Origin of the sequence: Azoarcus sp. TTM-91 (genome assembly GCF_012911025.1) — a bacterium.
GTDB lineage: Bacteria > Pseudomonadota > Gammaproteobacteria > Burkholderiales > Rhodocyclaceae > Azoarcus.
In genome coordinates this window covers 1-19,804 of sequence record NZ_WUEI01000063.1, presented here as the reverse complement: position 1 = coordinate 19,804, position 19,804 = coordinate 1, and the positions used below count along the sequence as shown (strand labels likewise).

Sequence of the window (19,804 nt, the reverse complement as noted above, 5' to 3'; positions counted from 1 at the left end):
TCCCAAGCCTATGCATTTCGGCCGAGGTTACCGCAAAGCCGCGCGGCCGCCGCGCCCGCGGCGGTGGTTTGTTTCAGCGGCGAGGGCTTTCCATGAGCTGGATCAAGAGCTCGGCGACGCGGCGGCGCATTTCCTCGCGCTGCGGGCCGCCCGCGCCGGCCGCAAGCTCGGCCCGCAACGCCGCCAGCTCACGGCGCAGGCCGAGCTCGGTGGGGGTGAAGCCGGCGTTCTTCAGGATGCGGTTGAAAGTGCGGGTTTCGCCATCCACCAGCGGATCGTCGTCGAACACCAGCGGCTTGCCGGCGCCGGGCAGATTGTCCAGCTCGCCACGGCGCTGGGCGTCGGCGATGCGCTGCTCGGCCAGGATGTCGAAGATGGACATGGCGAAGATGGACATCGCCTACTTCAGCAGCCGCCGCCGCATCAGCGCCAGCGCCAGCCAGAAGGCCACCGCGCCGTAGGCCAGCAGTGCGCCCAGGTGCAGGCCCACGTCCTGCGGCATCTGCCCCAGCAGCAGCGGCCGGCCGATCTGTACCGCGTGCGCCAGCGGCAGCAGCCCGGTCACCGCGCGCAGCGCCTCCGGCAGCTGCTCCGCCGGAAAGAACACGCCGGAAACCAGCATCATCGGCGTGATGAACAGGGTGAAGTAGTACATGAAGAAGTCGTAGCTCGGTGCCAGCGCGGTCACCACCAGCCCCAGCGCGCCGAACACCAGGCCGACGAGGAAGATCAGCGGCAGCACCCACAGCACGTAGCGCGGCTCGACGAAGCCGAACAGCGTCACCACCAGCAGGATGGCCGCGCCTGACAGCAGCGCCTTGGACGCCGCCCACACCAGTTCGGCGAACACCACGTCGTCCAGCGCCACCGGCGCGTTCAGGATCGCATCCCAGGTGCGCTGCACATGCATGCGCGAAAAGCTGGAATACAGCACCTCGAAGGTCGCCGCGTTCATCGTCGAGTAGCACACCATCCCGGCCGCCAGGAAGGTGATGTACGACACCCCGCCCACCTCAGGCACCAGCATGCCGATGCCGAAACCCAGCCCGAACAGGTAGATCACCGGGTCGGCCAGATTGCCCAGGATGGAAGGCAGCGCCAGCTTGCGCCAGACAAGGAAATTGCGCCGCCAGACAGGGAGGAAGCGCGGGGAGAGAACGGGGAGGCGCCAGGGGGTGGGGGTCATGGCAGGAAGACGCGGGACTGATGAGGAGAGGAGGACGCGGAAACCGGAAGGTTCAGAGCTCAACGCTCTTCTTCAGCGCCTCCAGCTGTTCCAGATCTGGGCTGGTCTGGCCGGCTTCAGGCGCCGTCCGTCCCGTCATCAGCCACAGCGTGTATTCCGGGAACAGCCCACAGATTTGCTCCAGATGGTCCGCGCTCGGTTTCGTCCGCCCATGCCAGACGTGTGCCCAGGCACGGGCGCTGATACCGGTCTGTTCTTCGAGCAAGGTGAATGCGCCATGCCGTGGCAGACGCGCATTGATAATCTTTATCAGGCGCTCGAAAACCATAGAGAATGTTCATTTGAACAAACCTTGTACTAGGACAATAATCATCCATATGAACAAAATTTGTTCTTAATGTCGAATTGTGGTCAACAGTGATGAATAGTGGTCGACATGCCCGATTCCATCAAGCTGGTCCAACTCTACCCCGTGCCCATCATGCATTGGCGCTTCTTCGCGCAGCAGGTCGGCGTCGACGAAGGCATCGTCCGCGGCCTGTGCGAAAAGGGACATCTGCCGATCGTTCACTTTGGCCGGCATCGCTTTATCAATCTTGCTCGGCTTACTGCGGAGTGCATAGCTCAGGAGGAAGACTGATATCGGTGTCGCAGAGCCGGCGGATCAAGCTCTCATTTGCTATGGGGCTTGCTGAAGAAAAGCAGGCTTGTGAGCGATCGAATCAGTCGCAAGAGATTCTGAAAATGGCTGCAACGGATTCATGCAAGGAGGTCTCTCCTAGGATTTCTTTTCCCAGCCGACCACTCCACCATTCTCAATGGTGATGCGAAGCCCGTATCTGCCTTTTCCCGTCCGGTGATATTTCCAGACTTCTTTTGACTTTGTCTTAAGGACTTTCTTGTCTACATCAACGGGGTTTCCGAGGGCATCCAGCAATTGCTCCACGGTTTGTCCCTGCCAAAACATGTGTTTCATGATCATGTCGACTATTTGCTTGTCACCGTATTTCCCAAGCAGCGCTTCCCTCCTTTTCTTTTTCAAATGGGAAGAAATGAAAATCCAGCCAGCAACGGCAATAACAAGGAATATCAATATTTCCATCTGATTTACTCCACGTGCGAGGGTACTTTCAATTTGGTCCGTCGGTTTGAGGCTTGGCCTCAAGTGAGCAATCTCTTTTGCCGGTGGAGATTGAAATGCTCCGGCCTTTTCCACCAATCCGACCCAGAGGCGGTTTTCAAAAAAGCTCCTCTGGATCGTGTGGGTTACTTCGCAGGAACCCCATCCTTCAAATAGAACGGCGACCGCGGTCCGTAGAGAATGCCGTTCGGCTGACCCGCCATCAACAGCCGCCCGCTGGTTCGCCCGGCGATCAGGTGGCCCTGTTCGCTGACGGTTTCCATGATTTGCTTGACTGCCGCCATGATCAGCATGCCGATCAGGCCGCCGCCGGAGTTGTTGTTGCCTTCGGCGCTGGAGGCGGTGGCGGCGCCTTCCCACAGCGTTTTGCCGGAGCGCAGGTCGACCAGCTTGGCGACCGCGGTGACGCGGGTTTCGCTGGAGATGACGGCATAGGTGGTGCCGTACTGCTTCACCTCGATGTAGAGCGCGGAGTCGGCGCCGAAGATTTCCCGCAGCTTGGCGATGGAGACCTGCTGGATGTCGGTGGGCGAGGTGAGGCCGTTCTGCTTGAAGGTCTCTTCCACCAGCGTGACCGGGAAGACGTAGTAGCCGGATTCGGCCAGCGGCAGCGTGGTGTGGGACATCATGCTGTAGGTGGCGTTGATGTCCGGCGAGCTGTTGACCGGCGGCAGCACCAGGATGGAGGCGGGTCGGGCTTCCTTGAAGTTGGCGTAGTTGTAGGCCTTGGTGGCGCAGCCGGTGAGGGCGAGGGTGGCGCAGGCCAGGGCGGCGAGGCCGGCCAGGCGGAAGGGCTTGGTGGGCATGGTCTTGCTCATTGCGGGGTCTTCTTCTTCAGCAGGAAGTCCACATAGGGGCCGCTTTCAGGGAACTGCTGGCGTTCCGCTTCGAGGTTGGCGACGAAGAGATCGGAGCGGCCGGTGACGCCGTAGAGCATGCCGAGGTGGGCCTGCAGGCCGGGCGGCAGGGCCTGGCCGCTGGCCTTGGCCTGCTCGCGGATCTTCTCCAGTTCCAGGATTTCCTCTTCCGGCCCCTTGTCGCCCTTGAGGTAGGCGTATTGCTGGTCGGTGAAGTTGCCCCAGTGATAAAGCGAGCGCTGCGTGGCGCAGCCGGCGAGCAGGGTGGAAGCGGCGAGGAGGGCGAGCAGCATGCGCTGCGCTGGGAGGCGTGACATGGCGCGCTTCCTCAGTTGGCCGGGCGCCAGGCGCCGCCCTCGATGCCCTTCACCAGTCCATCCACCGCCTCGCGGATGGCGAGGTCCAGCACCTTGCCGTTCAGGGTGGAGTCGTAGCTGGCGGTGCCGCCGAAGCCGATGATCTCGCGGTTGGAAAGCGCGTATTCGCCGGCGCCGATGGCGGAGTAGATGACTTCCGAGGTCTGCACATCCACCACGTTCAGCGCCACCTTGGCGTAGGCCACTTGTTCCTTGCCGCGGCCGAGGATGCCGAACAGCTGGCGGTCGCCGACTTCCTTGCGGCCGAATTCGGTGACGTCGCCGGTGACCACGTAGCGCGCCCCGCGCAGGGTTTGCTGCGTTTTGGCGATCTCGGCTTCCTGCTTGATCTCGCTCATGTTCTCGCGGTCGAGCACGTTGAAGCGGTTGGTTTGCTGCAGGTGGGTGAGCAGGATGGTCTTGGCCTGGCTGCCGAGGCGGTCCACGCCATCGGTGAACACGCCGCGCATGAAGCTGGAGCGGTTGTCGAACTTGCCCACCGAGATCGGCTGGCGCGCGCCGTTGTACGGTCGCGCGGCGGAGACGGTCTGCTGCGCGGCGATGCTGCGGGAACTCTCGGTTGCGCAGCCGGCGAGCAGGGTGACGGAGGCGGCGAGGCAGGCGAGGGCGAGGTGTTGCTTGCGGGTCACGATGATCCTTTATATGGGCGGATGGAATGGGAGGCGGGCTGCGAAGCCGGGGCCGGGGAGGCAGGAGGATGCACGCGGTGATTGATGCGGGGCACGGACCGTGTCGCGCCAAACGCGGCCGCCTGGGGGAACCGTGACCGGTGGGGGACTGAGGGCTGTGTTCATCGGCTTGGCATGGTCTGAATGTCATAGTACGTTCGCACGGAGCCATGTAACTGACAATTCCTTCACGGCTTGACCGCATCGGAACATGCGTGGCGCGCTATGCCTTCACGGGCGAAGCCTGCGTCCGCCCGCAGAAAGGCCGGTTGCCGAGCCTCCCTGGCGTTGTTCCCCGGGATGGGGCGGGAACACGCCCGAAATTCAGAAACCGCTTTCCATCGTTGGCATGAAACATCCAGATCGCCACTAACGCTGCGTCGCGAACTGGCAGAGCTGCGCTCCGGCGCGCCGTGAGGGATGTCACGGCCCCAATAAGCTTCACGGCATATGCTCAGGGCTTGGAGGGAAGATGACGGATAAGAAGACAGAAGGGCGGCGCTTCCATGCGCACTCCACCGCGACACCGGATCGCTCGGACTGGCAGCCGCTGGCGGAGCATCTGCGGAGTGTCGCCGACCTGGCGGGCGCTTTTGCTTCCGTCTTCAATGCCTCCGGTTTCGCAGGCCCCGCCGGCCTGCTGCACGACATCGGCAAATACACCGACGATTTCCAGCGCCGGATCGCCGGCGAGGCGGTGCGGGTGGACCACGCCACCCATGGCGCGAGGCTGGCATGCAAGGAGTACGGCCAGTTTGGCTATCTGATCGCCTATGCCATCGCCGGCCATCACGCCGGGCTGGCGAATGGCCTTGAAAGCGGCGAGCGCACTTCCTTGAAGGATCGGCTGCGCGGCGTGGGTTTGCCGCCGCTGCTGCCGCAGTGGCAGGAGGAGCTCGCGCTGCCGCGCGATCTTGGCCCGCTGCCCTTCAAGCAAGGTGGCGCCGGCGGGCCGATGTTCCAGGCCGCTTTCCTCGCACGCATGCTGTTCTCCAGCCTGGTGGATGCCGATTACCTGGATACCGAGGCCTTCTACGACAAGGTCGCCGGTGAGGGCGAGCCGCGGGATCGCGGGGCCCTGCGGGCACTCGCCGCGCCCTCCCTGCCGGCTTTGCGGGACCGGCTGGATGACCACCTGTCTGCCTTCTCCCCGGACTCGGACGTCAATCGAATCAGGGCGGACATCCTCGCGCATGTGCGCGAGCAGGCCGCCTGCGAGCCGGGGATGTTCTCGCTGACGGTGCCGACCGGCGGCGGCAAGACCCTGGCCTCGCTCGCCTTTGCCCTGGACCACGCCATCCGGCACGGCCTGCGGCGGGTGATCTTCGTCATCCCCTTCACCAGCATCGTCGAACAGAACGCAGCGGTGTTCCGCCGCGCCCTCGGCGATCTTGGAGAAAGCGCGGTGCTGGAGCACCACAGCGCCTTCGTGCAGCCACCGCCGGCGCGTGACGACGCCGAGCGCTACCAGTCGCAGGAGAAGCTCAAACTGGCGATGGAGAACTGGGACGCGCCCATCGTCGTCACCACCGCCGTCCAGTTCTTCGAAAGCCTGTTCGCCGCACGGCCATCCCAGTGCCGCAAGCTGCACAACATCGCCGGCAGCGTGGTGATCCTGGACGAAGCCCAGACCCTGCCGCTGAAGCTGCTGCGCCCGGCGGTGGCCGCCATCGACGAGCTGGCGCGCAACTACCGCAGCAGCGTGGTGCTGTGCACCGCCACCCAGCCGGCGCTGAAGGCGCCGGAGTTCGTCGGCGGATTCGAGCATGTGCGGGAGCTTGCGCCCGAGCCGCTCCAGCTGTTCCGCAAGCTGGAGCGCGTTCGCGTACGCCATGTGGGCGAACTGGACGATGAGGCGCTGGCCGCCCAGATGCGCACGCAAGAACAGGTGCTGTGCATCGTGAACAACCGCCGCCATGCGCGCGCGGTGTTCCAGGGCATGGCCGATCTTCCCGGCGCGCGGCACCTGACGACGCTGATGTGCGCCAGCCATCGCAGCAAGGTGCTGGCCGAGGTGCGGGAGGATCTGAAGTCGGGCCGGCCTTGCCGCCTCGTCTCGACCAGCCTGATCGAAGCCGGGGTGGATGTGGACTTCCCCCTGGTGCTGCGCGCCGAAGCCGGGCTGGACTCCATCGCCCAGGCCGCCGGCCGCTGCAACCGGGAAGGGCGGCGGAATGCGGCGGCCAGCGAAGTCCTGGTGTTCTCCACCGCCAACGCCGACTGGGCGCCGCCGCCGGAGCTCAAGCAGTTCACCCAGGCGGCTGCCACCGTATTGCGCAGCCATGCGGAAGACCCGCTATGCCCGGCGGCCATCGAGGCCTATTTCCGCGAGCTCTATTGGCAGAAGGGCGATGCCGCGCTGGATGGGGGCGGGCTGCTGGGCCTGCTGCGCAGCTGCCGCCTCGACAGCCTGCCGCTGGAAACCCTGGCGGCGCGCTTCCGCATGATCGACTCGGTGCAGATGCCGGTAATCGTGCCCTACGACGACACCGCCCGCGATGCGCTGGAAGCCTTGCGCCACGCGGACAAGAGCGGCGGCATCGCCCGCCGCCTGCAGCCCTACCTGGTGCAACTGCCGCGCCAGGGTTTTGAAGCGCTGCGGAAGTCGGGTGCCGTCCAGCCGGTGGCGCCGGAGCGCTGGGGTGAGCAGTTCATGGCGCTGACGGTGATGGATCTTTATAGCAAGGACTTTGGTTTGAGTTGGGACGATCCCGCGTTCCTAAAGGCGGAGAGTTTGTGCTGGGGATAAACAGTTGATTTGTTTTAAGATGGCAGTGATTTAAATAAATAGTTCATTGAGCTGTTCGAAGAAGGCGATGATTTATATGAGGAGTTGACGAAGCCAGTACATGAGGCTACTCTCATCCGCGAAAAGGCGAAGGCCCCGGTGTCTGCCAACACCGGGGCCTTCTGAGAGCAACTCGCTTCGTACGCGGAAAACGCTAGCGCCTTGAGCTAGCAGGGAGGGCCGAGATATGGCTAGAACCCATATGACCTCATTAGGCTGACGCTAGACGCCTGCCCCGCTCTATTAAGAGGCGGAGCAGGCGCACTGTAACGCAGTAGTAGGGTGTTGCGCCTGTCTCGTCTCATTGAGGCGTGTGGATTGAAATATTGAGCTGTTGGCAGAAGGCGTTTGATGGAAGGGCGCCCTGAGCACGTGTAATTGGCTAGGGGCGCCCTACAGCCTTTCTGTACGACAGCAATTGCATCAATATTATTTGCACGTCATTTAACTTGAGCGGGAGGGCAAAGTGAGTTTTGGAGTACGTCTCGAGATTTGGGGCGAGCGAGCCTGCTTCACGCGACCAGAGATGAAGGTCGAGCGCGTGAGTTACGACGTGATCACCCCGTCGGCCGCACGGGGCATCCTGGAAGCGATCCACTGGAAGCCGGCGATACGCTGGCACATCGACCGCATCCATGTGCTGAAGCCGATCCGCTTCGAATCTATCCGGCGCAACGAGGTGAGCGGCAAGCTGTCGCCGGCCAGCGTGGCGAAGGCGATGAAGGCGGGCAGCACCGCCGGCCTGGCCGCCTATGTGGATGAAGACCGCCAGCAGCGCGCCGCCACCGTGCTGCGCGATGTGCACTACCTGATCGAAGCCCATTTCCAGCTCACCGGCCGCGCCGGGCCGGACGACTCGGTGGGCAAGCACCTGGACATCTTCAACCGCCGCGCGCGCAAGGGCCAGTGTTTCCATGCACCTTGCCTGGGCGTGCGCGAGTTCCCCGCCAGCTTCGAGCTGCTGGAGGAGGGCGCCTCGCCACCCGCGCCGGCAGCCGGCGTGGAGCTGGACAAAGACCTCGGCTGGATGCTGCACGACATCGACTTCGCCGATGGCATGACGCCGCACTTCTTCCGCGCTTGCATGAAGAACGGCGTGATCGAAGTGCCGCCTTGGCAGGCAGCGGAGGTGAAGGCATGATCCTGCAGGCCTTGGTGCGCTACTACCAGCGCATGACAGCGCGCGGCGCCGGCGGCATCGCCGCCTACGGCTACAGCCCGGAGAAGATCAGCTACGAGATCGTGCTGGCGGCGGATGGCGCGGTGCTGGCGGTGAATGACATCCGCGACACCACCGGCAAGAAGCCGCAGCCCCGGGTGCTGGACGTTCCCCAGCCGGAAAAGCGCACGGTCGGCATCAAGTCCAATTTCCTGTGGGACAAGACCAGCTACGTGCTTGGCGTCAGCGCCACCAGCAAGCGCGCCGACAAGGAGCATGAAGCCTTCAAGGCGCTGCATGAAACGGCCCTGGCGGGCGTGCAGGACGAAGGGCTGCAGGCCCTGCTGGCCTTTTTGCGGCGCTGGTCGCCGGAGCAGTTCCAGGCGCCGCTGTTTCCCGAGGAAATGCGCGACGCCAACCTGGTGTTCCGCCTGGGGAATGAGCATCGCCACCTGCACGAGCGTGAAGCAGCGCAGGCGCTGCGTGCCCGGCTGCTGGGCGATGGGGAGGGCGAAGAAGGCACCCCGTCCGCCGCGGCCGCCGGTGCGATCTGCCTGGTGAGCGGCGAGGTCGCGCCTATCGCCCGCCTGCATCCGGCGATCAAGGGCGTGAATGGTGCGCAAACTGCTGGCGCCTCGCTGGTGTCTTTCAACCTGGACGCCTTCACCTCCTACGGCAAGAACCAGGGCGACAACGCGCCGGTGTCCGAGCAGGCGGCCTTCGCCTACACCTCGGTGCTGAATCACCTGCTGCGGCGCGGTCCCGACAACCGCCAGCGCCTGCAGGTGGGCGACACCTCGGTGGTGTTCTGGGCCGAGGCCGCCGGCAGCGAGGCCGACGCCCAGGCGGCGGAGGATTTCCTCTCCAGCCTGCTCGTGCCACCGGATGACGAGAACGAAGCCGAGCGCCTGCGCACGGTGCTGGACGGGCTGGGCAAGGGCAAGCCGCTAGCCGACCTGGACCCCGGCCTCGCGCCCGGCACCCGCATGTACGTACTGGGGCTGGCGCCGAACGCCTCGCGGCTTTCGGTGCGCTACTGGCAGGTGGATACGCTGGAGGTGTTCGCCAAGCGCCTGGCCGAGCATGCGCAGGATCTGCGCATCGAACCGCTGCCCTGGCGCATTGAGCCCACCGTCTACCGCCTGCTGCTGGCAACGGTACCCAACCGCGAGGGCGCAATGCCCAAGGCCGACGATGCCTTCGCCAACCTCATCGGCGAAACCATGCGCGCCATCCTCAGCGGCGGCTTGTATCCGCGCAGCCTGCTCGCCAACACCGTGATGCGCATCCGCAGCGACGGCAATCTTTCCGGCATGCGTGCCGCGATCTGCAAAGGTGTTCTGGCGCGCGAGTTCCGCCGGGGCGTCCGTACTTCCGAGGAGGAGATTCCTGTGAGTCTAGACAAGCAATCCACCCAGCCCGGCTATCTGCTCGGGCGTCTGTTCGCGGTACTGGAGTTCGTGCAGCGCTGCGCGCTGGGTGGCCAGGTCAACGCCACCATCCGCGACCGCTACTACGGCGCGGCCTCTGCAACGCCGGCGGCCATCTTCCCGGTACTGCTGCGCAACACCCAGAACCACATGGGCAAGCTGCGCAAGGAGCGCCCCGGCCAGGCGGTGAACCTGGAAAAGGAAATCCGCGACATCGTCGAAGGCCTGCCGGACCAGTTCCCGCGCAGCCTGAAGATCGAGGACCAGGGCCGCTTCGCCATCGGCTACTACCACCAGTCCCACATCCATTTCGCCAAGCGCGACGCCGGCGGCGATGCCGCTGAAGACACCGAAACCGATACCGAAGGAGCCATTTGATGACGGCCATCGCCCACCGCTACGAATTCGTCTACCTGTTCGACGTCACCAACGGCAATCCGAATGGCGACCCGGACGCCGGCAACCTGCCGCGGCTGGACCCGGAAACCAACCGCGGCCTGGTCACCGACGTCGCCCTCAAGCGCAAGATCCGCAACTTCGTCACCCTGGACAAGGACGGCGGCCCGGGCTACGCCATCTACATGCAGGAAAAGGCCGTGCTGAACAACCAGCACAAACGGGCCTACGACGCGCTGGAGATCAAGCCGGAAGACAAGAAGCTGCCCAAGGACGAAGCCAAGGCACGCGCGATCACCGCCTGGATGTGCGCCAACTTCTTCGACGTGCGCACCTTCGGCGCGGTGATGACCACCGGCGTCAATGCCGGCCAGGTGCGCGGCCCGGTGCAGCTCGGTTTCGCCACCTCGGTGGAGCCGGTGCTGCCGCTGGAAATCTCCATCACCCGCATGGCGGTCACCACCGAGAAGGAGGCCGAGGCGCAGAGCGGCGACAACCGCACCATGGGCCGCAAGCACATCCTGCCCTACGGCCTGTACCGCGCCCACGGTTTCGTCTCCGCCAAGCTGGCCGAGCGCACCGGCTTTTCCGATGAAGACCTGCAACTGCTGTGGCAGGCGCTCATCAACATGTTCGAGCATGACCGCTCCGCCGCCCGCGGCGAGATGGCGGCGCGCAAGCTCATCGTGTTCGAGCACGACAACGCCATGGGCAACGCGCCGGCGCATGTGTTGTTCAAGACTGTTGATGTGACGCGGGCCAAGCCGGAGGAGGATGGCCCGGCGCGCAGCTTTGCCGACTACAAGGTCAAGGTGGATGCCGAAGCCCTGCCCCAGGGCGTGAGCGTGCGCGAGTACCTCTGAGGGCGCGGGGGGTGCAGACGGACGACGACCTCATCCCCCTCTCCGCCCTCCAGCACTATCTCTACTGCCCGCGCCAATGCGCGCTCATCCACCTGGAGCAGCAGTGGGCCGAGAACCGGCAGACTGCCGAGGGGCGCCTGCTGCACGACAAGGCCGACACCCCCGCGGTGGAGCGCCGCCACGGCGTGCGCACCGTCACCGCCATGCCCTTGTCCAGCGCGGCGCTGGGCATCAGCGGCGTGGCGGACGTGGTGGAGTTCCATGCTGAAGCGGCCGGCGAGTGCCCTTATCCGGTGGAGTACAAGCGCGGCCGCCCCAAGGCCCACCGGGCGGATGAAGTGCAGCTGTGCGCCCAGGCGCTGTGCCTCGAAGCCATGTTCGGCGTGGCGGTGGCGGAAGGCGCCCTGTTCTACGGCCAGCCGCGGCGGCGGGAGCCGGTGGCCTTCGACGCGGCGCTGCGCGCACTGACGCAGGAAACGATAGCCGCCACCCGCGCCATGTTCCGCGCCGGCCGCACGCCGCTGGCAAGCTACGACGCCAGGCGCTGCGACAACTGTTCCCTGCTCGATCTCTGCCAGCCGCGGCTGCTGGCGAAAGCCGGCGGCGTGGAAGCCTGGATGAAACGGCAATTGCAGAACGAGGACTGAGGCATGCGCCGCCAGCTCAACACCCTGTACATCACCACCGAAGGCGCCTGGTTGAAGAAGGATGGCGCCAACATCGTCATGGAAGTGGAGGGCGCGGAGCGCGCCCGCCTGCCCGTCCACATGCTGGAGAGCATGGTGTGCATCGGCCGGGTGATGGTGTCGCCGCCGCTGCTCGGCTACTGCGCCGAGCAAGGCATCTGCGTCAGCTTCCTGTCGCCCAACGGCAAGTTCCTGGCGCGCATGGAAGGGCCGGTTTCGGGCAACGTGCTGCTGCGGCGCGAGCAGTACCGCCGTACCGATGCCCTGGCCGGCTGTGCGCTGGTCGTCCGCAATCTGCTGATCGGCAAGGTGCATAACCAGCGTGCGGTGCTTGGCCGCGCGCTACGCGATCACGGTGAGGGCATGCCGGAGGTGGATCAGGCCGCCCTGGTCCATGCCCGGGAACGTCTGCGCCGCATCTCCGCGCGCCTGCTGCAGGAAGAACAGCTCGACGTGCTGCGCGGCCTGGAGGGCGAGGCGGCGCAGGCCTACTTCGGCGTTTTCGATCACCTCATCCGCGTGCCGGAACCGGCCTTGCGCTTCAAGGGCCGCAGCCGGCGGCCGCCGCTGGACGCGGTGAATGCCTTGCTCTCCTTCCTCTACACGCTGCTGACGCACGACTGCCGCTCCGCGCTGGAGAGCGTGGGGCTGGACCCGGCGGTGGGCTTCCTGCACCGCGACCGCCCCGGCCGGCCCAGCCTCGCGTTGGACCTGCTGGAGGAGTTCCGCCCCGTCATGGCGGATCGACTGGCGCTGTCGCTGATCAACCGGCGCCAGCTCGGCGAGCGCGACTTCGTCCAGCTGGACAACGGCGCAGTCTCCCTCAAGGAAGAATCCCGCAAGACGGTGCTCACGGCTTACCAGGAGCGCAAGCGGGAGGAAATGCGGCACGCCTTTCTCGAAGAGAAGCTCGCCGTCGGCCTGTTTCCCGCCGTCCAGGCACAGCTGCTCGCCCGCCACCTGCGCGGCGACCTGGAAGCCTATCCACCTTTCCTGTGGAAGTGAGCCGCCGCCATGATGGTCCTGGTGAGCTATGACGTGAGCACCCGCGAGCCAGCCGGCGAACGCCGCCTGCGCCGGGTCGCCAAGGCCTGCCGCGACTACGGCCAGCGGGTGCAGTTCTCGGTCTTCGAGATCGAGGTCGACCCCGCGCAATGGACGCTGCTCAAGCACCGGCTGATGGAACTGATCGACCCGACGCAGGACAGCTTGCGCTTCTACTACCTCGGCAAGAACTGGAAGACCAAGGTCGAACACATCGGCGCCAAGGCCGCCCTCGACCTGAACGGCCCACTGGTTTTCTGACCGCCTCCGCGAACCCCTAGCTGCCGGGAAAAGTCCGGGAGGTTCGCGTTTTGCTATCCAGCTGATGTAGAAGATATTTTCTTGATCTTGCCAAATTCATTGGCATTTTGCAGGGATTGTCCGTGCAGGTTCGCGGAATCCGGGCGTATTTCCCTTGCCTGGCAAGGTGTTACCTTGACGGAGTCGCGCCCCTCGCGGGCGCGTGGATTGAAACTTTTCGAACGCGGCGAGGCGCTGCTGGGCTTCCAGCGTCGCGCCCCTCGCGGGCGCGTGGATTGAAACGCCGCGGGCATCCTCCAGAAACTCGGCAATCACATCCCGTCGCGCCCCTCGCGGGCGCGTGGATTGAAACTTGTGCGGTAGTAGTACCAGACGCCGCCGCCCCTTAGGTCGCGCCCCTCGCGGGCGCGTGGATTGAAACGGCAACCTCGATGCCTTGAACGAGGTGGGTGAGTACGTCGCGCCCCTCGCGGGCGCGTGGATTGAAACAGCGCCATCTTCGGCAAAGCCACGCTCACCGATGTCGCGCCCCTCGCGGGCGCGTGGATTGAAACGATTTCCGCCCATTTCAGTTTGGCGGCTGGTAGGTCGTCGCGCCCCTCGCGGGCGCGTGGATTGAAACAGTGCAACGGCGGCAATCCCGGTCGCGCTGCTGGCCGTCGCGCCCCTCGCGGGCGCGTGGATTGAAACGAGCTGTGGGACAAGCTGATGGCTGCGCCCCTCGAAGTCGCGCCCCTCGCGGGCGCGTGGATTGAAACTTCGCCACCTTGCCCATCGCCTCAGCGATTTCATCGTCGCGCCCCTCGCGGGCGCGTGGATTGAAACGCATAACCCGGCTGATCGTCCGCGTTGAGTACGCGGGTCGCGCCCCTCGCGGGCGCGTGGATTGAAACTTGTAGTAGCGGCGGCGGAACAGGGTGGCGGACTCGTCGCGCCCCTCGCGGGCGCGTGGATTGAAACGAGGAGATCCTCGCCGAGCGCAAGGCCCGCTTGCTCGTCGCGCCCCTCGCGGGCGCGTGGATTGAAACGAGGCGGATCTGCTCGACAAAGGCAAGATGGACCTCGTCGCGCCCCTCGCGGGCGCGTGGATTGAAACATCCGCTCCTCTCGTGGCTCGTCTAGGCACTCTGGTCGCGCCCCTCGCGGGCGCGTGGATTGAAACGTCGGCCATGCCGAAGCCCTCGCCGCGCGCCCAGGTCGCGCCCCTCGCGGGCGCGTGGATTGAAACCGCACCGCCTGCGAGCGCATCGAGCGCGCCCACCGCGTCGCGCCCCTCGCGGGCGCGTGGATTGAAACGGCGGCAGCGCCTCTCCCTGGAGCAATGGCACCGGGTCGCGCCCCTCGCGGGCGCGTGGATTGAAACGGCCATGACCGCGCGGGCGCCGTAGGTGTTGCCGCGTCGCGCCCCTCGCGGGCGCGTGGATTGAAACCAGGTCGCGCAGCGTGTCGCGGGCGGCCTTGACCGTCGCGCCCCTCGCGGGCGCGTGGATTGAAACGGCGCACCCAGCGACAAGGTGCTGAGCGATCAAATCGTCGCGCCCCTCGCGGGCGCGTGGATTGAAACAACGGCACCGACACATGGATGGTCATGTCCGGCACGTCGCGCCCCTCGCGGGCGCGTGGATTGAAACTGCTTGCGCGGGTCCGCCATGGCGTCGCGCTGCGTGTCGCGCCCCTCGCGGGCGCGTGGATTGAAACAATGCCCGACTGCGCAGCGAATTGCCGGAAGCCTGGGTCGCGCCCCTCGCGGGCGCGTGGATTGAAACCCGAAGTCCTTGTAGGCCCGGTTGCTCACGTCCATGTCGCGCCCCTCGCGGGCGCGTGGATTGAAACCAACCCCCGACAGCGCCATCGAGCCCGTGCCGGATGTCGCGCCCCTCGCGGGCGCGTGGATTGAAACACGCGCCTGGGCACGCAGGGTTTCGAGGGCGGCGGGTCGCGCCCCTCGCGGGCGCGTGGATTGAAACCAGGGCGACGACGCGAGCCAGCAGGAAGACTGGCGTCGCGCCCCTCGCGGGCGCGTGGATTGAAACCAGCAGCGCATCACCGATCAATACCTGCTCGACTTCGCGTCGCGCCCCTCGCGGGCGCGTGGATTGAAACAACGCGGCCGGCAGCGGTGCGGACTTGCTCAACGTCAGGTCGCGCCCCTCGCGGGCGCGTGGATTGAAACATTGCCGGCGAGGGCGCACGCTTCGACGAGGCGGCCGCGTCGCGCCCCTCGCGGGCGCGTGGATTGAAACGTCAACGCCTACAGCGAGCGCAACCACGTCAATTTGTCGCGCCCCTCGCGGGCGCGTGGATTGAAACAACGGCTTCAGCTGCGATACCCCGCGCCGCTTCGCGTCGCGCCCCTCGCGGGCGCGTGGATTGAAACTTGTCCTTGACATCGCTTGGCGGCGGAGCCTGCAAGGTCGCGCCCCTCGCGGGCGCGTGGATTGAAACCTTCGCCTCGATCAGCGCCGGCGGGGATGGCGGCCCGTCGCGCCCCTCGCGGGCGCGTGGATTGAAACGTTGGTGGTGTCGTAGTCGCGCATGCGCTCCACCAGGTCGCGCCCCTCGCGGGCGCGTGGATTGAAACGCGCAGGTGCTGCACCTTGCCGTTCTGCCAGCTGCGTCGCGCCCCTCGCGGGCGCGTGGATTGAAACCTCCTTTTTTCTTTGTGCGGGTTGTGCGGAATAGGTGGGGTCGCGCCCCTCGCGGGCGCGTGGATTGAAACGAGGAGGCGGTGGAGGCCAACATCCATATCGCCGGTCGCGCCCCTCGCGGGCGCGTGGATTGAAACTGGCGGTGATCCAGGCCGCCGGCCTGGAGCCCGAAGGTCGCGCCCCTCGCGGGCGCGTGGATTGAAACAAATTCGCCGTGCTTGAGCGCTGCATGGTCGATGCGTCGCGCCCCTCGCGGGCGCGTGGATTGAAACATCGGCTGAACCCGGACCTCCCCGAGTTGCTCTTCGGTCGCGCCCCTCGCGGGCGCGTGGATTGAAACAGCAGCACGGTGTATTCAGGGCCCGAAAGCAACACGTCGCGCCCCTCGCGGGCGCGTGGATTGAAACAACGGCATCACGATCTTTCCGGAACCTAAGAAGGTCGGTCGCGCCCCTCGCGGGCGCGTGGATTGAAACGCCTGGGCGATCTCCACGTCCTCTTGAGCAGCTTCGTCGCGCCCCTCGCGGGCGCGTGGATTGAAACTGGAGGGGCTCCACGGTCACCACCTGGACGTGACGCGTCGCGCCCCTCGCGGGCGCGTGGATTGAAACATTCGCTTAACCCCGATCAACGTCACTTTCATCGCAGTCGCGCCCCTCGCGGGCGCGTGGATTGAAACCTCGGTGAGACGGAGAAGAAAGTCAGAAGCCTCGTCGTCGCGCCCCTCGCGGGCGCGTGGATTGAAACAAGCGGAAGTGCGTCGGCCTGGCTGAGTCTTGCCGTCGCGCCCCTCGCGGGCGCGTGGATTGAAACGCGCCGCGCAGGTCCGCGCCGCCCAGGTCCGCGCCGTCGCGCCCCTCGCGGGCGCGTGGATTGAAACGTCCGCGATGACGACGCCAGCCCGATCCCCGAGGCGGGTCGCGCCCCTCGCGGGCGCGTGGATTGAAACTCGAAGACGCGGGCGCCTTCCAGCAAGCGCACCAGCCCGTCGCGCCCCTCGCGGCGCGTGGATTGAAACATGGCTCGGGCGCTGGCTATTGCGACGCTGCCTCACGTCGCGCCCCTTGCGGGCGCGGCCTTTCCTTCAATTCGCCGAGCTGAGGTTCTGCGCGCATTGATGCAGAACCATCGTCACAGGGCTTGCCCTCTGCCGGCCCAGCCTCAGTCTCGCAACTCCCGCCCCGTCAGCTTCAGGAACACGTCCTCCAGGTTCGCTGGCCGGTGCAGGTAGCGCAGGCCTTGTTGCTGGGCGAGGTGGGCGAGCAGGGGGGCGGGGTCGTGGACGTAGCAGAAGGCGGTTTCGCCGCTGATTTCGTAGCGGTGGGAGAGGGCGGCGGCGTGGGTGTTGGCCCAGGCGGCGGCGCCGCTGGCGGTGGTGGTGTCGTGGCCGTTCCAGTCGCCGAAGACTTCGACGACTTGCGGTTCGATGTGGGCGGCGATGACTTCGCGCGGGCTGCCGGTGGTGAGGAGGCGACCGGCGTCGAGGATGGCGAGCTGGTCGGAGAGGCGTTCGGCCTCGTCCATGAAGTGGGTGGTGAGGAGCACGGTGGTGCCGCCGCGTATGAGTTGCTTGAGGCGGTCCCAGATGAGGTGGCGGGCTTGCGGGTCCAGGCCGGTGGTGGGTTCGTCCAGCACCAGCAGTTCGGGGCGGTTGATGAGGGCGCGGGCGAGGGTGAGGCGCCGCTTCATGCCGCCGGAGAGGGACTGGATGCGGGCGTCGGCCTTGCCTTCGAGGCCGGCGAAGGCGAGCAGCTCCGGGATGCGGGCGCGGATGTCGGCGCTGGAAAGGCCGAAGTAGCGGCCGTAGACCAGCAGGTTCTCGGCGCAGGTGAAGTCGGGGTCGAGGTTGTCGAGCTGGGGGACGATGCCGACGCGCATGCGCGCCTCGCGGGCGCGTTCGGGCACCGGTTCGCCGCAGAGCCGGATTTCGCCGGCGCTGGGGGCGGTGAGGCCGAGGGCACAGCGCAGGGTGGTGGTTTTGCCGGCGCCGTTGGGGCCGAGCAGGGTGAAGCATTCGCCGGGGCGCAGTTCGAGGTCGATGCCGCGCACGATCTCCGCCTCGCCGTAACGCTTGACCAGGCCGCGGATGAGGAGCGGGGAGCGGGTTCCGGCGGCGGGCGGGATGGCCTGCTGGGGCGGCAGCGCGGCGGTCATGCCTCAGCCCAGCGCCGGTACGTTGCGCAGGATGATGTCGCGCAGGATGTGCAGCTTGGCGTGGAAGAAGTGGTCCGCGCCGGGGATGACGGTAACCGGCAGTTCCTGCGGCCGCGCCCATTCGAAGACGTTGGCCAGCGGCACGGTGTCGTCGGCTTCGCCGTGGATCAGCAGCGCCGGGATGCCCTTGGGCAGCGCCTGGGTGTCGTAGCTGCGCTGGCCGTGGGAGGCGACGCCGGCGGCGGTGCCGACAAGCACGATCTGGCGCGGGGGAGCGACGCCGTCGGCCAGCCGGTTCACCACCCGCGTCTGCACGAAGGCACCGAAGGAGAAGCCGCCCAGCGCCAGCGGCAGGCTGCCCCAGCGCGACTGCGCCCAGGCGATCACCGCCAGCATGTCTTCGGTTTCGCCGTCGCCGTGGTCGTGCGTGCCTTCGCTCTTGCCGACGCCGCGGAAGTTGGGGCGCAGCGCGGCGTAGCCGAGGTCGCGGTAGGCGCGCGCCAGGGTGTGGGCGACCTTGTTGGTGTTGCTGCCGCTGAACAGCGGATGCGGGTGGCAGACGAGGGCGATGCCGCGCACCTCGGCGGGGGCGTCGATGAGGACGTCGATATTGCCTTCGGCGCCGCGCAGCAGCACGGATTCGGTGGGCGGGTTGCGGCTGGGCTCGGTGCTCATGCGGCTTGGTCCGGCAGGCGCAGGCGTTCGACGATGCGGCCGCCGGCGAGGTGTTGGTCGATGATCTCGTCGATGTCTTCCTTGTCGACGAAGGTGTACCAGACGTTGTCCGGATAGACCACCAGCACCGGGCCGTCGTCGCAGCGGCCGAGGCAGCCGGCCTTGTTGATGCGTACCTTGCCGGCGCCCTTCAGGCCCAGCTGGGAGATGCGGTCCTTGGCGTAGGTCTGCATTTCGGTGGCGTGGTGGTCGTTGCAACAGGATTCGCCGGGCTTGCGCTGGTTGCAGCAGAAGAAGACGTGGTGGCTGAAATAGCTCATGGGGCTCTCCGTGGGATGGCGCCGATTATAAGAGTTGAGCAAGGCGCAAGCCCGCGCGGGGGCTCAGCGCCCGGGGCTGTGCTCCTCGGCCAGGTGTTGCCCGCGCCACAGGCCGAGGGCGGAAAGGTAGGCCAGCGCGGCGAAGGGCCACAGGCTGTCCACCAGCTGGGTGAGGCCGTGGAAATTGAGGAAGTTGCTCTGCCGGGTGAAGCTGAGGTTGTAGAGCAGGTAGGGGTTTTCCGGCAGCAGGTTCACCAGCGCGGTGGCGGCCAGCAGCGTGGTGCCGGCGATGGCGTGCTGCACTACCCGCGGCAGCGCCAGGCTGCCCAGCAGCAGCGCGGCGCCCACCAGCGCGCCGCGTTCGGCGCCGGGGGTGAGCCAGGCCAGCGGCGCGCTGGGCACGAAGAAGGTGGTGGTGGCCAGGGCCTTGGCGCCTATGCCGAGCGCGATCAGCACCAGCACCGGCCACGGGCTGGGCCGGCGCATCATGCAGCGCACCAGCAGGCCGAGGGCGACGATGGTGGTGGCCGACAGCGCGGTTTCGAAGGCGATGAAGCGTTCCGGGGCGAAGCGCAGCGGCGCGGCGATGCCGAACAGGCTGCGGATGTCGCCGCTGCCGAACAGCAGGTCGTCCGGGGTGAGCTGGCCGAGCACCCACAGGCCGAGCAGGATGAGCCCGGCGTCGCCGGTGTGGCCGTCGATGATGCGTTCATTGCGCCAGCGCTGCAGCGCGCCGCTGTGGTCGAACAGCGGGTGGCCCCAGCGCGCGCCGAAGGCGGCGCCCAGCAGCGCGCCGGCGGTATTGGCCGCGAGATCCAGGTTGCTGGCGACGCGGGTGGGCAGGTAGTTCTGGGTGGTCTCCAACGCGAAGCTGAGCAGGGCGCACAACAGGGTGGCGAGCGCCACCGTGCTCCACGCCGGCCAGGCGCGCGGCAGCGCGGCGGCGGCGACGAAGCCCAGCGGCAGGTAGCCGAGGATGTTGAACACCATGTCCGCCGGGATGAAGTACTTCGGCCAGGGGGCGACCATGAAGTCGAACAGCGGCAGGCCGGTGGCCTTCCAGCCGGTGAAGGGGTGCAGGCAGGCGTAGACGATGAGCAGCCCGTAAGCGATCGCGAGGTTGCGCGGCAGCGAGGAGGGGCGGTGGGGGG

Annotated in this window: 19 protein-coding genes and 1 CRISPR repeat array; of the genes, 8 read left to right on the top strand and 11 right to left on the bottom strand. The window is 66.5% G+C overall.

Features of this window, described 5'->3' with window-relative positions; all coding sequences use genetic code 11:
* Nucleotides 1-73 precede the first annotated feature (73 nt).
* Genes GRF61_RS16005 through GRF61_RS15995 form a run of 3 tightly spaced genes read right to left on the bottom strand, consistent with a single transcriptional unit; the run spans nt 74 to nt 1,514 of the window.
* Nucleotides 74-397 carry a DnaJ family domain-containing protein gene (locus tag GRF61_RS16005; RefSeq protein WP_248281279.1) on the bottom strand — a complete coding sequence of 108 codons (324 nt, stop codon included), beginning with the start codon at nt 395-397 and terminating at the stop codon, nt 74-76.
* A gap of 3 nt (nt 398-400) precedes the next feature.
* A complete protein-coding gene (locus GRF61_RS16000; RefSeq protein WP_169151631.1) occupies nt 401-1,186 on the bottom strand; it encodes an ABC transporter permease in 786 nt (261 codons plus the stop codon).
* Nucleotides 1,187-1,238: 52 nt separating this feature from the next.
* Entirely contained in the window at nt 1,239-1,514 is a 276-nt protein-coding gene (locus GRF61_RS15995; RefSeq protein WP_169151630.1) for a DNA-binding protein, read from the bottom strand.
* A gap of 108 nt (nt 1,515-1,622) precedes the next feature.
* Between GRF61_RS15995 and GRF61_RS15990 the strand changes: the two genes are divergently transcribed.
* Nucleotides 1,623-1,826 (top strand): hypothetical protein, encoded by a 204-nt coding sequence (locus GRF61_RS15990; protein WP_169151615.1) that lies wholly within the window; start codon nt 1,623-1,625, stop codon nt 1,824-1,826.
* 138 nt (nt 1,827-1,964) lie between these two features.
* Here the strand turns inward: GRF61_RS15990 and GRF61_RS15985 are convergent, their stop codons facing one another.
* The 4 genes from GRF61_RS15985 to GRF61_RS15970 all read right to left on the bottom strand — a co-directional run bounded on the left by GRF61_RS15985 (nt 1,965) and on the right by GRF61_RS15970 (nt 4,190).
* Nucleotides 1,965-2,288, bottom strand: coding sequence for a DUF2845 domain-containing protein (locus GRF61_RS15985; protein WP_169151629.1), 324 nt, complete (start codon nt 2,286-2,288; stop codon nt 1,965-1,967).
* A gap of 164 nt (nt 2,289-2,452) precedes the next feature.
* Nucleotides 2,453-3,145, bottom strand: coding sequence for a DUF799 domain-containing protein (locus tag GRF61_RS15980; protein WP_211166013.1), 693 nt, complete (start codon nt 3,143-3,145; stop codon nt 2,453-2,455).
* On the bottom strand, nt 3,142-3,501 hold the full coding sequence (locus tag GRF61_RS15975) for a DUF4810 domain-containing protein (protein ID WP_169151628.1): 360 nt from the start codon (nt 3,499-3,501) through the stop codon (nt 3,142-3,144). Before GRF61_RS15975 ends, GRF61_RS15980 begins: the two co-directional genes overlap by 4 nt.
* Nucleotides 3,502-3,512: 11 nt before the next feature.
* Nucleotides 3,513-4,190 carry a CsgG/HfaB family protein gene (locus tag GRF61_RS15970; RefSeq protein WP_169151627.1) on the bottom strand — a complete coding sequence of 226 codons (678 nt, stop codon included), beginning with the start codon at nt 4,188-4,190 and terminating at the stop codon, nt 3,513-3,515.
* Between the two features lie 511 nt (nt 4,191-4,701).
* Here GRF61_RS15970 and cas3 point away from each other — a divergent pair.
* The 7 genes from cas3 to cas2 all read left to right on the top strand — a co-directional run bounded on the left by cas3 (nt 4,702) and on the right by cas2 (nt 12,856).
* A complete protein-coding gene (gene cas3, locus GRF61_RS15965; protein WP_169151626.1) occupies nt 4,702-6,978 on the top strand; it encodes a CRISPR-associated helicase Cas3' in 2,277 nt (758 codons plus the stop codon).
* Between the two features lie 505 nt (nt 6,979-7,483).
* Nucleotides 7,484-8,158: a type I-C CRISPR-associated protein Cas5c gene (cas5c, locus tag GRF61_RS15960; RefSeq protein WP_169151625.1), complete on the top strand. Its 675-nt coding sequence runs from the start codon at nt 7,484-7,486 to the stop codon at nt 8,156-8,158.
* The gene (gene cas8c, locus GRF61_RS15955) at nt 8,155-9,984 is read left to right on the top strand and encodes a type I-C CRISPR-associated protein Cas8c/Csd1 (RefSeq protein WP_169151624.1); all 1,830 of its coding nucleotides are present in this window, start codon (nt 8,155-8,157) and stop codon (nt 9,982-9,984) included. The genes cas5c and cas8c overlap by 4 nt, the downstream gene beginning before the upstream one ends.
* Nucleotides 9,984-10,865 (top strand): type I-C CRISPR-associated protein Cas7/Csd2, encoded by an 882-nt coding sequence (cas7c, locus tag GRF61_RS15950; protein ID WP_169151623.1) that lies wholly within the window; start codon nt 9,984-9,986, stop codon nt 10,863-10,865. The genes cas8c and cas7c overlap by 1 nt, the downstream gene beginning before the upstream one ends.
* 11 nt (nt 10,866-10,876) lie before the next feature.
* Nucleotides 10,877-11,512: a CRISPR-associated protein Cas4 gene (gene cas4, locus GRF61_RS15945; RefSeq protein WP_169151622.1), complete on the top strand. Its 636-nt coding sequence runs from the start codon at nt 10,877-10,879 to the stop codon at nt 11,510-11,512.
* 3 nt (nt 11,513-11,515) lie between these two features.
* Nucleotides 11,516-12,556: a type I-C CRISPR-associated endonuclease Cas1c gene (gene cas1c, locus GRF61_RS15940; RefSeq protein WP_169151621.1), complete on the top strand. Its 1,041-nt coding sequence runs from the start codon at nt 11,516-11,518 to the stop codon at nt 12,554-12,556.
* A gap of 9 nt (nt 12,557-12,565) precedes the next feature.
* Nucleotides 12,566-12,856: a CRISPR-associated endonuclease Cas2 gene (gene cas2, locus GRF61_RS15935; protein ID WP_169151620.1), complete on the top strand. Its 291-nt coding sequence runs from the start codon at nt 12,566-12,568 to the stop codon at nt 12,854-12,856.
* 182 nt (nt 12,857-13,038) lie between these two features.
* Nucleotides 13,039-16,590: direct repeats of the CRISPR family, unit length 32 nt; unit sequence GTCGCGCCCCTCGCGGGCGCGTGGATTGAAAC.
* Nucleotides 16,591-16,665: 75 nt separating this feature from the next.
* Here the strand turns inward: cas2 and GRF61_RS15930 are convergent.
* The 4 genes from GRF61_RS15930 to GRF61_RS15915 form a co-directional block, all read right to left on the bottom strand.
* Nucleotides 16,666-17,658, bottom strand: coding sequence for an ATP-binding cassette domain-containing protein (locus tag GRF61_RS15930; protein ID WP_169151619.1), 993 nt, complete (start codon nt 17,656-17,658; stop codon nt 16,666-16,668).
* Between the two features lie 3 nt (nt 17,659-17,661).
* Nucleotides 17,662-18,333 carry an alpha/beta fold hydrolase gene (locus tag GRF61_RS15925; RefSeq protein ID WP_169151618.1) on the bottom strand — a complete coding sequence of 224 codons (672 nt, stop codon included), beginning with the start codon at nt 18,331-18,333 and terminating at the stop codon, nt 17,662-17,664.
* The gene (locus GRF61_RS15920; protein WP_169151617.1) at nt 18,330-18,653 is read right to left on the bottom strand and encodes a ferredoxin; all 324 of its coding nucleotides are present in this window, start codon (nt 18,651-18,653) and stop codon (nt 18,330-18,332) included. Before GRF61_RS15920 ends, GRF61_RS15925 begins: the two co-directional genes overlap by 4 nt.
* A gap of 63 nt (nt 18,654-18,716) precedes the next feature.
* Complete coding sequence (locus GRF61_RS15915; protein ID WP_248281280.1) at nt 18,717-19,784, bottom strand: VanZ family protein; 1,068 nt, start codon at nt 19,782-19,784, stop codon at nt 18,717-18,719.
* Nucleotides 19,785-19,804: the final 20 nt, after the last annotated feature.